Source organism: Burkholderia sp. LMU1-1-1.1, from assembly GCF_040675865.1.
GTDB lineage: Bacteria > Pseudomonadota > Gammaproteobacteria > Burkholderiales > Burkholderiaceae_D > Rugamonas.
The window spans coordinates 17,666-30,670 of the sequence record NZ_JBEGHG010000022.1; the positions used below are offsets into that span (position 1 = coordinate 17,666).

The following is a 13,005-nucleotide window of genomic DNA, read 5'->3' on the forward strand; positions in this document are numbered from 1 at the left end:
AGGGTATTGAAAAGGACATTTACATGCAAAACAGTCTGTTGAAGCCACGTATTATCGATGTAGAGGCGCTCGGCGCCGGCCACGCTAAAGTAGTGATGGAGCCGTTCGAACGCGGCTATGGCCATACATTGGGTAACGCGTTGCGCCGCGTGCTGCTGTCGTCGATGGTCGGCTACGCGCCAACCGAAGTGACGATCGCAGGCGTTGTACACGAATACTCGTCGCTCGACGGCGTGCAGGAAGACGTCGTCGATCTGCTGCTGAACCTCAAGGGCGTGGTCTTCAAGGTCCACAACCGTGACTCCGTCACCCTGACCCTGAAGAAGGAAGGCGAAGGCGCCATCCTGGCCTCGGACATCGATCTGCCACACGACGTGGAACTGATCAATCCGGACCACGTGATCGCCCACCTGACCGCCGGCGGCAAACTGGACATGCAGATCAAGGTTGAAAAAGGCCGCGGCTATGTGCCGGGCAACGTCCGCCGCTTGTCCGAAGACACCAACAAAACCATCGGCCGCATCATTCTGGATGCGTCGTTCTCGCCGGTGCGCCGCGTTTCCTACTTCGTCGAGTCCGCTCGCGTGGAACAGCGTACCGACCTGGACAAGCTGATCATCAACATCGAAACCAACGGCGTCATCTCGCCGGAAGAAGCGATCCGTCAATCGGCGCGCGTCCTGGTGGACCAGTTGAACGTGTTCGCCGCCCTGGAAGGCACCGAAGCCGCCGCCGAAGCGCCATCGCGCGCGCCGCTGGTCGACCCGATCCTGCTGCGTCCAGTGGACGATCTGGAACTGACCGTGCGTTCGGCCAACTGCCTGAAAGCGGAAAACATCTACTACATCGGCGACCTGATCCAGCGTTCGGAAAACGAACTGCTCAAGACGCCGAACCTGGGCCGCAAGTCCCTGAACGAAATCAAGGAAGTTCTGGCTTCCCGTGGCCTGACCCTGGGCATGAAGCTGGAAAACTGGCCGCCTGCAGGGCTGGAGAAGTAACAAATTGGGCGACAGTGCTGGACATTGCGCAGCGATGTTCTGCCCTGTTGCCAACTGATTAGCATTTTGCACCACCCGCCCGCTACATGTTGTAGCGGGCGTATATCCCTAGAACCGGTCCGCGCCCACCGTCACACGTGAGCGATCGAAGAACTCGGATTTAAACACCTGAAAGGAAGTACCATGCGTCACCGTCACGGCCTCCGTAAACTGAATCGTACCTCGTCCCACCGTCTGGCAATGCTGCGCAACATGACCGTTTCCCTGCTGCGTCATGAAGCCATCAAAACCACGCTGCCAAAAGCGAAAGAACTGCGTCGCGTGATCGAGCCGATCCTGACCCTGGGCAAGACCGACACCCTGGCAAACAAGCGTCTGGCGTTCTCCCGTCTGCGCGATCGTGAAATGGTTCTGAAGCTGTTCGCAGAACTGGGCCCACGCTACGCAAACCGCAACGGCGGCTACCTGCGCATCCTGAAAATGGGTTTCCGTGTTGGCGACAACGCTCCAATGGCTTACGTTGAGCTGATGGACCGTCCAGAAGTCACCGACATCGACGCCGCTCCAACCGCTGAAGAGTAATCTTCGCTGTAGGGTAGTATCTAAGAAAAAAGCCAGGCGATGCCTGGCTTTTTTTATGGACGTGGTTTGCGGGCCGCCAACCCGCACCCCCAACCGGGGTCGTACCCATGGGGTACGACCCCTAAGCGGCGACCCGCGCGTATCGCCAAACGCAGGCCGGGTTGGTTGCGCGCGTTACCTCAGCCGCTTGTCACCCGCCTTGAACTCCGACCCGGCGTTCCACGTCGGCGTCACCCCCTGCGCGATATCCAATCCCACCTGGAACAGCAGCTGGATGTCCTGCACGCCGCCGCTGAAATCCCAATCGTCGCGCACATCGTCGGTCACCTGGTGGTAATCCTTGGTGAAGTAGTGATCCACCTTCTCGCGCGCATAGTTCTCCGGCTTGTCCAGATAGCGGCTGCGCGCCTTGGTGTACAGCACCGGCACGCCGGCACGGGCGAACTCCAGCTGGTCGGCGCGATAGAAGCTGCCCAGCTCGGGACGCGAATCGCCGTCCATCACCCGGCCCTGGGTCTTGGCGTACTTGGCCAGCAGCGCGTCGATGCTCGAATGCCCGGACGTCACGTTCTCGATCTGCGCCGTCTTGCCCCAGGCGTTGATGCCGTCGATGTTGATATTGGCCACCGTCTTCTTGAGCGGATACAGCGGATGGCTGGCGTAGTACTTCGCCCCCAGCAGGCCGCGTTCCTCGGCCGTGGTCGCCAGGAACAGGATCGAGCGCTTCGGCGCCTGACCCGGCGGCAGCGCCTTGTAGGCCCTGGCGATCTCCATCAGCGCGGCCACGCCGGAGGCGTTGTCGAGCGCGCCGTGATAGATCTGCTTGGTCCGGTCGCCCGGCAGGCGCTCGTCGATGCCCAGATGGTCCCAGTGGGCGCTGTAGATGACGAATTCATCCTTCAGCTTGGGATCGCTGCCCGGGATCATCGCCACCACGTTGTTCGAGTTGACGGTGCGCGCCGTGTTGTCGATCTTGAAGCTGGCCGTGCCTTTCAGGCTGACGGGACGGAAGTCCTTGGTCAGCGCCTGCTTCTTGAGCTTGTCGAAATCGTAACCGGCGGCCGCCATCATCGCCTTGGCCTTGTCCAGCTGAATCCAGCCCGGCACCGCCGGCGCGTCCGGATCGGGGCCGTCGCGCAGCAGGCTGAAGTTCTCGCTGTTGCCGCCGCTGCGCACCACGTCCCACGGATAGGCGGCCGGCTTGGTTTCATGGATGATGATCGCCGCCGCCGCGCCCAGCTTGGCGGCGATCTCGTACTTGTAGGTCCAGCGGCCGTAATAGGTCATGGCCTTGCCCTTGAACATGGCCGGGTCGAGCTCGGCCGGATTCTTCGGATCGGGGACGGCCGGATCGTTGATCAGCATCAAAATGGTTTTGCCGCGCACGTCGACGCCCTTGTAATCGTCCCAGCCGTACTCGGGCGCCTGCACGCCGTAGCCGACGAACACGATCTCGGACTTGTCCACGCCGACCTTGACCGGCTGGCTGGTCGAATGCGCGACATAATCTTCCGGAAAATTGAGCGCCACCGTCTTGCCGCCGATCGTGTAGCTGAACGACGGCGTCGGCGTCATGCCGCGCATCGGCACCGGCTGCACCCAGCTGCCGTTCGGATTGCCCGGTCTCAGGCCCAGCTTCTTGAATTCCTGCTCCAGATACGCCACCGTCTTCGCTTCGCCCACCGAGCCCGGGGCGCGGCCCTCGAATTCGTCCGAGGCCAGGGTCTTGATATGGTCCAGCAAATCCTCGGCGGACACGGCGGCCAGCGCCTCGGCCGGCGCCTGCGCCAGCGTCGGGACGGCGGCCAGTGCCAAAGCGGAAAACAGCAAGGGGCGTAGCGTAGACATCGGGGTGCACTCCAGGTGGGCAAAAGCCGAGTTTCGCACAAAACGGGGAGACCGGTGAAACCACGGGCCGGAACCCGTGCCCCCCGGCCCGGGCGCGGGCGGGAAAGCACGGCTCGGTGTACTATCCCACTTGCTCCAACGACCACTCCCGCTGATAGAAGGTTTTCATGTCCCGTTTCGCCCGTCTTTTCGCCACGCTGTTGTCCCTGATCGCCGTGCTGTTGACCGCTCCCGCCCGCGCCCAGGACTTCCTCGATCCCGCACTGGCGTTCAAGTTCTCCGCGCGCATGGTCGATGGCCACACGATCGCGGTCAGCTTCCAGATCGCCGACGGTTACTACATGTACCGCGAGCCGTTCAAGTTCAGCGCCGTCGGCGCCAAGCTCGGCACGCCCTTGATCCCGGCCGGCAAGGTCCACTACGACGCCACCTTCGAGAAGGACGTCGAGACCTACCGCCAGAACGTCACCATCACGATACCGGTCGACGTCGACGGCCCGTTCACCTTGCTGGTCAGCGGCCAGGGCTGCTCCGAAAAGGGCCTGTGCTACTCGCCGCAGGATTACAAGGCGCAGCTGACCGGCAGCGGCTCGGTGCCGTTGCCGGCGGCGCCGGGCGCCAAGGGCGCCGCGGCGCCCGCCACGAAACCGGCGGCGGCGCCGGCGACCGCAACGGCCCAGGCCATCGGTGAAGGCAAGCCGGCCGCGGTCAGCCCCGGCGTCAACATCTACACCATCCCCAAGCCGACCGCCGAGGACATCGTGCCGCCGGCCGCGCCGGCCCCCGCCGTGGCGGCCGCGCCGGTCGGCGAATCGGGCCGGCTGGAAGCCGCGCTCAAGACCGGCAGCCTGCTGGTCATCCTGCCGCTGTTCGCCTTGCTCGGCCTGGGCCTGTCGTTCACACCCTGCGTGCTGCCGATGGTGCCCATCCTGTCGTCGATCATCGTCGGCGAGGGCGACCGCAGCAACCGCGGCCGCGGCCTGCTGCTCTCCGTCACCTATGCGCTGGGCATGGCCATCGTCTACACCGCGCTGGGCGTGGCCGCCGGCCTGGCGGGCGAGGGCTTGTCCGCCGCGTTGCAAAACCCGTGGGTGCTGGGCACCTTCGCCGTGCTGATGGCGATCCTGTCGCTGTCGATGTTCGGCTACTACGACCTGCAGGTTCCGGCCGCGTTGCAATCGAAATTGAGCGGCGTCTCGAATCGCCAATCGTCGGGCAAGCTGGCCGGCGTGTTCATCATGGGCGCGATCTCGGCCTTGATCGTCGGACCGTGCGTGGCCGCGCCGCTGGCCGCCGCGCTGGTCTACATCAGCCAGACGCGCGACGTCGTCATCGGCGGCGCCGCGCTGTTCGCCATGGCGGTCGGCATGAGCGTGCCGCTGATCCTGGTCGGCGTCTCGGCCGGCGCGCTGCTGCCCAAGGCCGGCAAATGGATGGACTCGGTCAAGCGCTTCTTCGGCGTGCTGATGCTGGCGATGGCGTGGTGGCTGGTATCGCCGGTGCTGCCGGCCGCGGTGCAGATGATGGGCTGGGCCGCGCTGCTGGTCGGCTACGGCATGTACCTGCTGCTCAACTCAGCAGCGTGGGTCGGCAAGACGGTGGGCGTGGTGGTCGCCGTGCTGGGATTGACGCAGCTGGTCGGGGTGGTCAGCGGCGGCCGCGATCCGCTGGCGCCGCTGGCGCACTTGACCGGCAACCAGCATACGCCGCTGGCCTTCCAGCGCATCAAGACCGTGGCGCAGCTGGACGCGGTGCTGGCACAAACCGGCGGCAAGACCGCCATGCTGGATTTCTATGCGGATTGGTGTGTGTCGTGCAAGGAGATGGAGAAGCTGACCTTCGTCGACGCCAAGGTGCGCGACAAGCTGGCCAACACCGTGCTGCTGCAGGTCGATGTGACGGCCAACGACGCCGACGACAAGGCCATGCTGAAGCGGTTTGGTTTGTTCGGGCCGCCGGGGATCATCCTGTTCGACGGCAAAGGGCGGGAGATACCGGGCTCGCGCGTGATCGGGTATCAGAACGCCAGCCAGTTCCACGGTTCGTTGTCGCGCGCGTTTCCGTAAAGTCGCGCGGTGCGTGGTTCGCCGTGGTTCCACGTAGGGCGGATTAGCGCAGCGTAATCCGCCATGCATGAGCCGCCGACGGCATATACATGGCGGATTACGGCGTTCCGCCTCTAAGGCCTACCGGCCAGGTAGGCCGCCTCTTCGATGGGCCCCGGGGCGGATTGGCGGGCCTCGCCCGCCTAATCCGCCCTACGTGTCTCCAGATTAGCCGTGATGACGCCAGCCGCCGCGCTGGCCGTGGCCGCCATGCTTGCCGCCCATCGCGCGATCATCGAACACCTTCTTCTGCTCCGGCGTCAGCTGGCCGTAGAACGCCGTCAGCGCGGTCAGGTGGGCCTCCATTTTCGCTTCGCGCTGCTTGGTCATTTCGATCATCTTGCTCAGACGCTCAGGCGCCGTCAGCTTGGCGAACTCGCCGCGCTGCGGACGCGGTCCGTCCGGCATCGCCGGCTTGATCGCCGCCTGATAGCTGGCCCAGGCCGATTCCTGCTGCGTGGTCAGCTTCAGCTGGTCATGCAGCCTGGCCTGCCGCTTGGCGTACATCTCCGACATCTTGGCGCGGCGCTGCTCCATGTTGGCGGCCTTGTCCGGGCCGGCGGCCGGCGCCGTGTCCTGGGCGTGCGCGGCGGCCATGCCCAGCACCGTAAAACCGATCAGTATGCTTTTGCGAAGGATGTTCATGGTCATTTCCTTTATCGATGAGTAGTTCAGTGATTCATTCGGTATCGCGGCGTTTTGTTGTCGCGCTTGAACCCATCTTCGCAGCCGAAGATTGCCATGACGTTTCCCGTGTCATAGTGTTTGTATCCAGATGTTTCGTGTTGCCGCCGCGTCGTCACAAGTTGTCGGTCATATACAAGACGATACAATTGGTGATTGGTCAGGCGCGTCCGAACTAAGGATAATTAAGGCATGGAACCCACATCTACTATTCTGATCGTCGACGACGATCGCGACATTCGTACCCTGCTGGCCGACTACCTTGAATCGAACAGCTACCGCGCGCTGTGCGCCGCCGACGGCCTGGCCATGTGGAAAATGCTCGACGAAGCCAAACCCGACCTGGTCGTGCTCGACCTCAACCTGCCCGGCGACGACGGCCTGACGCTGTGCCGCAAGCTGCGCGCGCAGTCGACCCTGCCAGTCATCATGCTGACCGCGCGCGGCGAGCCGCTCGACCGCATCCTCGGCCTCGAGATGGGCGCCGACGACTACCTGCCCAAGCCTTTCGAGCCGCGCGAGCTGCTGGCCCGCATCCGCAGCGTCCTGCGCCGCAGCAACGCCATGCCCAGCGGCAGCGGCGCCGACAAGGCGCAACAGATGCGCTTTTCCAACTGGACGCTGGACCTGACCGCGCGCCACCTGCTCAATCCGGACGGCATCGTCATCATGCTGTCGGGCGCCGAATTCCGCCTGCTCAAGGTGTTCCTCGAACACCCGAACCGCGTGCTCAACCGCGACCAACTGTTGAACCTGACGCAGGGCCGCGACGCCGACCCGTTCGACCGCTCGATCGACATCCAGATCAGCCGCCTGCGGCAAAAGCTGGGCGAGGACGCGCGCGTGCCGCAAATCATCAAGACCGTGCGCAACGGCGGCTACGTGCTGGCCGGGCAGGTCACCGTGGAGCCGCACCCTTGAAAGCCTTCCTCGGCTCGATGACCGGCCGGGTCTTCGCCGTCCTGCTGCTCGGTATCATCGCCTCGGCGGCGCTGACCCAGTGGCTGGCCGTCGGCGAGCGTACCCGCGCGTTCGAGCGCTACCGCGACTTCCACGCGATGGAGCGCGCCGAACAGTTGATCTCGACCGCCGAGGCGCTCACCGAACCGTCGCGCGCGACCTACCTGCGCATGGCGACGCGCGGCACCATCCTGCTGCAGCGTCCCGACGAACCGCTGGCCGAGACCACCGGGCCGACCGAGTTTTCCACCCGGCTGCAGCAGCGCCTCGGCCAGGGCATCCAGCTGATGCCGCTGCGCGAGCGCCCGGCCGCCTGCTACCAGCCGCGCCAGAGCTACATCTTCGCGCCGTCGCAGTGGGGCGGCGCCTGCGAGGCCATGCGCGTGCGCCTGCGCGACGGCGCACTGCTCAAGCTGTCGATCCTGCCGCCGCCCGAGAAGCCGGCCACCGAGTACAGCGAGATGCTGGCGCTGCTGCCTTTCCTGTTCAGTGTCGCGGTGCTGGCCTATCTGGTCACGCGCATGACCATGCGCCCGCTCAAGCTGCTGGCGCAGGCCGCCAAGGACCTGGGCAACGACATCAACCATCCGCCGGTGGTGCTCAGCGGCGCGGCCGAGATCCGCCAGGCCAGCGCCGCCTTCAACGCCATGCAGGCGCGCATCCGCCAGCACATCATGCAGCGCACGCAAATGCTGGCGGCCATCACCCACGATCTGCAAACGCCGCTCACGCGCCTGCGCCTGCGGCTGGAGAAGGTCGACAACGCCGACCTGCAGCAGCGCCTGATCGACGACCTGTCGGCCATGCAGCAAATGGTCAAGGAAGGCCTGGACCTGGCGCGCAGCATGGACACCACCGAAACCATGCAGGCGCTCGACCTCGATTCGCTGCTCGACAGCGTCTGCAGCGACGCCACCGACAGCGGCCAGCCGGTCGCCTTGAACGGCAAGGCCGGCATGGCGCTGATGGGGCGGCCGATGGCGATCCGCCGCTGCCTGGTCAACCTGATCGACAACGCCGTCAAATACGGCCACCACGCCAACGTCACCGTCGAGCGCCTGGCGGGCGCGGCGCGCATCCGCATCCGCGACGGCGGCCCCGGCATTCCGGACGACCAGATGGCGCGCGTGTTCGAGCCGTTCTACCGCATCGAGACGTCGCGTTCGCGCGAGTCCGGCGGCACCGGCCTGGGCCTGACCATCGCCCGCAACATCGCCGAGCAGCACGGCGCCAACGTGGTGCTGGCCAACCATGCCGACGGCGGGCTGGAGGTCACCCTGGTGGTGCCGGAATACTACGCCGCGCGCTGAGCCGCGCGGCGCTTTCAGTTCACGCAAAAACGCCACAGAGTAGCGAAGAAGCGCGAGTTTTGGTCAAAAACCATGCGACAATGCTTCGCCTTCATGCACAGCGGCAATAATCTTGGCAGTCACTTCATCAGTAAAACCCTGACTTAAAAAATGAAAAAATCTTCGTTAGCATATGTGGTGGGCGCCATCCTGATCCTTGGCGGCGGCGTCTGGTACGCGACCCACGGCGGCTCCGGCGCGGCCCAGACCGGCGCCCAGTCGAAGAACGGCAACGGCCCGCAGGGCCCGACCACGGTCAGCGTCGTCGCGCCGACGCGCCAGGATGTCGCCGTCGTGCTGCAAGCGAACGGCACCGTCACACCGGTCAGCACCGTCGACCTGCATCCGCAGACGACCAGCACCATCGCCAAGGTGCATATCAAGGAAGGGCAGTTCGTCAAATCCGGCGAGCTGATGTTCTCGCTGGACGACCGCAGCCAGCGCGCCAACGTGCAAAAGGCGCAGGCCCAGGTCGCGCGCGACCGCGCCACCCTGGCCGACGCCGAGCGCCAGTACCAGCGCGCGATGGATCTGCTGGAGCAGAAATTCGTCGCCCAGGGCGCCGTCGACACCCTCAAGAGCCAGGTCGATTCGGCCCGTGCGCTGCTCGAGGCCGACATCGCCGCCGCCCGCGCGGTCGGCGTCGACGCCAGCTACACCGCCATCCGCGCGCCGATGACGGGCCGGGTTGGCGCCATCAACGTCTATCCGGGCAGCCTGGTGCAGCTGGAGACGTCGCTGACCACCGTCACCCAGCTCGATCCGATCAACGTCGCCTTCACCCTGCCGGAGTCGGCGCTCGGTTCGCTGCTGGAGGCCAAGCAGCGCGGCGAGGTGCCGGTCAAGGTCACCCTGGGCGGCTCGGACAAGGAAATCAACGGCGTCCTGAGCTTCATCGACAACACGGTCGATCCGGTGGCCGGCGTCATCCGCGTCAAGGCGCAGTTCGACAACAAGGGTTCGAGCCTGTGGCCGGGCCAGTACGTCAACACCCAGCTGGTCTCCCACGTGATAAAAGACGCGACGGTGATCCCGCAAAACGCTATCATCAGCAATACCCGCGGCACCTTCGTCTACGCGGTTGATAGTGACCAATCCGCCAAGGTGGTCAACATCAAGCGGCTGCACTCCTTTGGCGACCACGCCGCCGTGTCCGGATTGAGCGGCACCGAGAAAATCATCGTCGACGGCAAGCAGAACCTGCGGCCGGGCGGCAAGGTGCGGATCGCCGGGGCCGACAAGCCGGCCGACCCGACAGTCGATAACGCGAAACAGAAGGGCTAAGCGATGAACCTTTCCGAGTTGTGCATACGGCGCCCGGTGATGGTGGTGCTGCTGTCGCTGACCCTGGTGCTGGCGGGCGTGCTGTCGTACTTCTACATCCCGGTCGCCGCGCTGCCCAGCTATAACACGCCGGTCATCAACGTCTCGGCCGACCTGCCGGGCGCCTCGCCCGACACCATGGCGTCGTCGGTCGCGCTGCCGCTGGAAAAGCAGTTCTCCACCATCGCCGGCCTGTCGCTGATCACCTCCACCAACACGCTGGGCAACACCTCGCTGACCCTGGAGTTCGACCCCAGCGTCAACGTCAACGAGGCGGCGGTCGACGTCCAGGCGGCGCTGCTGCGCGCCCAGCGCCAGTTGCCGGTCGAGATGACCGACCTGCCGTCCTACCGCAAGGTCAACCCGGCCGACGCGCCGGTGCTGTTCATGACGATGACGTCGCCGTCGATGACCCTGGCCGAACTGAACGACTACGCCGAGAACCTGATCGCGCCCAGCCTGTCGACCCTGCCAGGTGTGGCGCAGGTCACCGTCAACGGCCAGAAACGCTTCGCGGTGCGGGTGCGCGCCAAGTCGGACCTGATGAACGCGCGCGACCTGACCCTGGACGAATTGCAGCAGGCGATCAAGTCGGCCAACGCCAACACCCCGCTGGGCATCCTCGACGGCCCCAGCCAGACCCTGACCATCCAGGGCAACGCCCAGCTGATGAAGGCGTCCGAATTCGCCGAGCTGATCGTCGCCACCCGCAACGGCGAGCCGGTGCGCCTGAAGGACGTCGCCACCGTCGAGGACAGCTTCCAGTCGGTCAAGACCGCCGGCAGCTATAACGGCGAGCGCTCGATCGTGCTGCTGGTGCAGCGCCAGCCCGACGCCAACACCGTGCAGGTGGTCGACGGCGTGCGCGCGCTGCTGCCGCGTTTCAAGAACCAGGTGCCGGAATCGATCAGCATCAACCTCGTCAACGACCGCTCGGTGTCGATCCGCGAGGCCATCCACGACGTCAACCTGACCCTGCTGCTGACGATCTTCCTGGTCGTCATGGTGATCTTCCTGTTCCTGCGCCGCGCCGCCGCCACCTTCATCCCGGCGATCACGATGCCGATCTCGCTGCTGGGCGCGCTGGCCTTGTTGTACGCCTTCGGTTATAGCCTCGACAATGTTTCATTATTGGGCATCACCCTGGCCGTCGGCCTGGTGGTCGACGACGCCATCGTCGTGCTGGAAAACATCGTGCGCCACATCGAGATGGGCAAGAAGCCCCTGCAGGCGTCGCTGGTCGGCGCCAAGGAGATGGGCTTCACCATCATCTCGATCTCGGTCTCGCTGGTGGCCGTGTTCATCCCGATCTTCTTCATGCCGGGTGTGATCGGGCTGATGTTCCATGAATTCGCCGTGGTCGTGGCGCTGTCGGTGCTGGTGTCGGCGGCGGTGTCGCTGATGCTGGTGCCGATGCTGGCCAGCCGCCTGCTGCCGGCCGACACCATCGATCCCGAGCACGACAAGGGCAACTTCCTCGGCCGCTGGTTCGAGGCCGGCTTCACCAGGCTGCGCAACGGCTACGCCAGCACGCTGGACCTGGCGCTGCGCCACCGGCCTATCGTGCTGCTGGCCGCGCTGGGCACCTTCCTGCTGACGGTGGTGCTGTACATGACGATACCGAAGGGCTTCTTCCCCGAGGAGGACCTGGGCCAGATCCGCGTCAACACCGAGGCCTCCGAGGACATCTCGTCGGCCGCGCTGATGGCGCTGCAGGACCGCGTGGTGGCGGTGATCCGCGCCGACCCCAACGTGCAGGACGTGACCTCCTTCGTCAGCGGCGGCAACAGCGGGCGCATGTTCCTGGTGCTCAAGCCGCGCGGCGAACGGCAGAAGATGCCGCAGGTGCTGGACAGCCTGCGCAAGGCCACCAAGGCCGTGCCCGGCATCGCCGTGTATCTGAGCCCGGTGCAGAATTTGCAACTGGGCGGGCGCCAGTCCAAGAGCCGCTACCAGTACACCCTGCAATCGGTCAGTCCGGGCGCGCTCAACGACTGGGCGCAGAAATACCTGGACCAGATGCGCAACGATCCCGACTTCCGCGACGTCACCAGCGATTCGCAGAACAAGGGCTTGCAGGCGTCGCTGAAGATCGACCGCGACAAGGCCAACAACCTCGGCGTGGCCATCGGCGACATCCGCACCGCGCTCTATCTCGCCTTCGGCGAGCGCCAGGTGTCGACCATCTACTCGCCGGCCGCCAGCTACTACGTGATCCTGGAGGCGGCCGACGCCGACCGCCAGTTCGACAGCGCGCTGACCAAGATCTCGGTGCGCAACAAGACCGGCCAGCTGGTCAAGCTGTCGAGCTTTGCCAGCGTCGAGCGCACCATCGGCCCGACCGCCGTCAACCACCAGGGCCAGCTGCAGGCGATCACGATCTCGTTCAACCTGGCGCCGGACGTACCGCTGGGCACCGCCACCGCCAAGATCGACCGCATGGGCGTGGACATGAGCCTGCCGCCGTCGATCATCACCAACTACGGCGGCGACGCGGCGGTGTTCCAGAGCTCGCAGGGCAGCCAGCTGATCCTGATCATCGCCGCGCTGGGCGTCATCTACGTGCTGCTGGGCGTGTTGTACGAAAGCTATATCCACCCGCTGACCATCCTGGCCGGCCTGCCGTCGGCGGCCGTCGGCGCCTTGCTGACCTTGCGCCTGTTCAATCTGGACCTGACGATGATCGCCATCATCGGCATCCTGATGCTGATTGGTATCGTCAAGAAGAACGCCATCATGATGATCGACTTCGCGCTGCACGTGCAGCGCAACGAGGGCCGCACCCCGGCCGAGGCGATCCGCGAGGCGTGCATCCTGCGCTTCCGGCCGATCATGATGACCACCCTGGCGGCGCTGATGGGCGCGCTGCCGATCGCGCTGGGCCTGGGCGCCGGCGCCGAGCTGCGCCAGCCGCTGGGCCTGGCCGTGGTGGGCGGCTTGATCTTCTCGCAAGTGATCACGCTGTACATCACGCCGGTCATCTACCTGTTCCTCGACAAATACAGCGGCACCGGTCCGATGAGCGACATCGAACTGGCCGGCGACGACGCGCCCGTCGTCGGGCAACATGAAAGTGTGCACGCCGTACCACTGAAGGCGGTGAACATAGTCAAGCATTGACGGGAGACAAGTTAATTTGAGGGTCGATTATTT

Annotated in this window: 9 protein-coding genes; 7 read left to right on the plus strand and 2 right to left on the minus strand. The window is 65.0% G+C overall.

Annotated elements, in window-relative coordinates; all coding sequences use genetic code 11:
• Positions 1-23: 23 nt before the first annotated feature.
• Both MRBLMU1_RS18185 and rplQ read left to right on the plus strand, forming a co-directional pair.
• Positions 24-1,001 carry a DNA-directed RNA polymerase subunit alpha gene (locus MRBLMU1_RS18185; protein ID WP_008444343.1) on the plus strand — a complete coding sequence of 326 codons (978 nt, stop codon included), beginning with the start codon at positions 24-26 and terminating at the stop codon, positions 999-1,001.
• A 183-nt stretch (positions 1,002-1,184) separates the two neighbouring features.
• The gene (rplQ, locus tag MRBLMU1_RS18190) at positions 1,185-1,583 is read left to right on the plus strand and encodes a 50S ribosomal protein L17 (RefSeq protein WP_090325907.1); all 399 of its coding nucleotides are present in this window, start codon (positions 1,185-1,187) and stop codon (positions 1,581-1,583) included.
• Between the two features lie 174 nt (positions 1,584-1,757).
• Here the strand turns inward: rplQ and MRBLMU1_RS18195 are convergent, their stop codons facing one another.
• Positions 1,758-3,431, minus strand: a complete 1,674-nt coding sequence (locus MRBLMU1_RS18195; RefSeq protein WP_363503866.1) for a M28 family peptidase — start codon at positions 3,429-3,431, stop codon at positions 1,758-1,760.
• Between the two features lie 167 nt (positions 3,432-3,598).
• On the opposite strand from MRBLMU1_RS18195, the gene dsbD reads away from it, so the two are divergent.
• On the plus strand, positions 3,599-5,497 hold the full coding sequence (dsbD, locus tag MRBLMU1_RS18200) for a protein-disulfide reductase DsbD (RefSeq protein ID WP_363503868.1): 1,899 nt from the start codon (positions 3,599-3,601) through the stop codon (positions 5,495-5,497).
• A 207-nt stretch (positions 5,498-5,704) separates the two neighbouring features.
• On the opposite strand, the gene MRBLMU1_RS18205 is transcribed toward dsbD, so the two are convergent.
• Positions 5,705-6,181, minus strand: coding sequence for a Spy/CpxP family protein refolding chaperone (locus tag MRBLMU1_RS18205; protein WP_363503870.1), 477 nt, complete (start codon positions 6,179-6,181; stop codon positions 5,705-5,707).
• A gap of 231 nt (positions 6,182-6,412) precedes the next feature.
• Here MRBLMU1_RS18205 and MRBLMU1_RS18210 point away from each other — a divergent pair, with 231 nt between their 5' ends.
• The 4 genes from MRBLMU1_RS18210 to MRBLMU1_RS18225 all read left to right on the plus strand — a co-directional run bounded on the left by MRBLMU1_RS18210 (position 6,413) and on the right by MRBLMU1_RS18225 (position 12,972).
• The gene (locus MRBLMU1_RS18210) at positions 6,413-7,141 is read left to right on the plus strand and encodes a response regulator (protein WP_315219140.1); all 729 of its coding nucleotides are present in this window, start codon (positions 6,413-6,415) and stop codon (positions 7,139-7,141) included.
• Positions 7,138-8,490 (plus strand): ATP-binding protein, encoded by a 1,353-nt coding sequence (locus MRBLMU1_RS18215; protein WP_363503872.1) that lies wholly within the window; start codon positions 7,138-7,140, stop codon positions 8,488-8,490. Before MRBLMU1_RS18210 ends, MRBLMU1_RS18215 begins: the two co-directional genes overlap by 4 nt.
• A 150-nt stretch (positions 8,491-8,640) precedes the next feature.
• Positions 8,641-9,813 (plus strand): efflux RND transporter periplasmic adaptor subunit, encoded by a 1,173-nt coding sequence (locus MRBLMU1_RS18220; protein WP_363503874.1) that lies wholly within the window; start codon positions 8,641-8,643, stop codon positions 9,811-9,813.
• Positions 9,814-9,816: 3 nt separating this feature from the next.
• Positions 9,817-12,972: an efflux RND transporter permease subunit gene (locus MRBLMU1_RS18225; protein ID WP_363503876.1), complete on the plus strand. Its 3,156-nt coding sequence runs from the start codon at positions 9,817-9,819 to the stop codon at positions 12,970-12,972.
• Positions 12,973-13,005: the final 33 nt, after the last annotated feature.

Excerpts from the sequence above, each read along its gene's own strand:
- MRBLMU1_RS18185 (WP_008444343.1), top strand. The coding sequence starts at position 24 with ATGCAAAACAGTCTGTTGAAGCCACGTATTATCGATGTAGAGGCGCTC.
- rplQ (WP_090325907.1), top strand. The coding sequence starts at position 1,185 with ATGCGTCACCGTCACGGCCTCCGTAAACTGAATCGTACCTCGTCCCAC.
- MRBLMU1_RS18195 (WP_363503866.1), bottom strand. The coding sequence starts at position 3,431 with ATGTCTACGCTACGCCCCTTGCTGTTTTCCGCTTTGGCACTGGCCGCC.
- dsbD (WP_363503868.1), top strand. The coding sequence starts at position 3,599 with ATGTCCCGTTTCGCCCGTCTTTTCGCCACGCTGTTGTCCCTGATCGCC.
- MRBLMU1_RS18205 (WP_363503870.1), bottom strand. The coding sequence starts at position 6,181 with ATGAACATCCTTCGCAAAAGCATACTGATCGGTTTTACGGTGCTGGGC.
- MRBLMU1_RS18210 (WP_315219140.1), top strand. The coding sequence starts at position 6,413 with ATGGAACCCACATCTACTATTCTGATCGTCGACGACGATCGCGACATT.
- MRBLMU1_RS18220 (WP_363503874.1), top strand. The coding sequence starts at position 8,641 with ATGAAAAAATCTTCGTTAGCATATGTGGTGGGCGCCATCCTGATCCTT.
- MRBLMU1_RS18225 (WP_363503876.1), top strand. The coding sequence starts at position 9,817 with ATGAACCTTTCCGAGTTGTGCATACGGCGCCCGGTGATGGTGGTGCTG.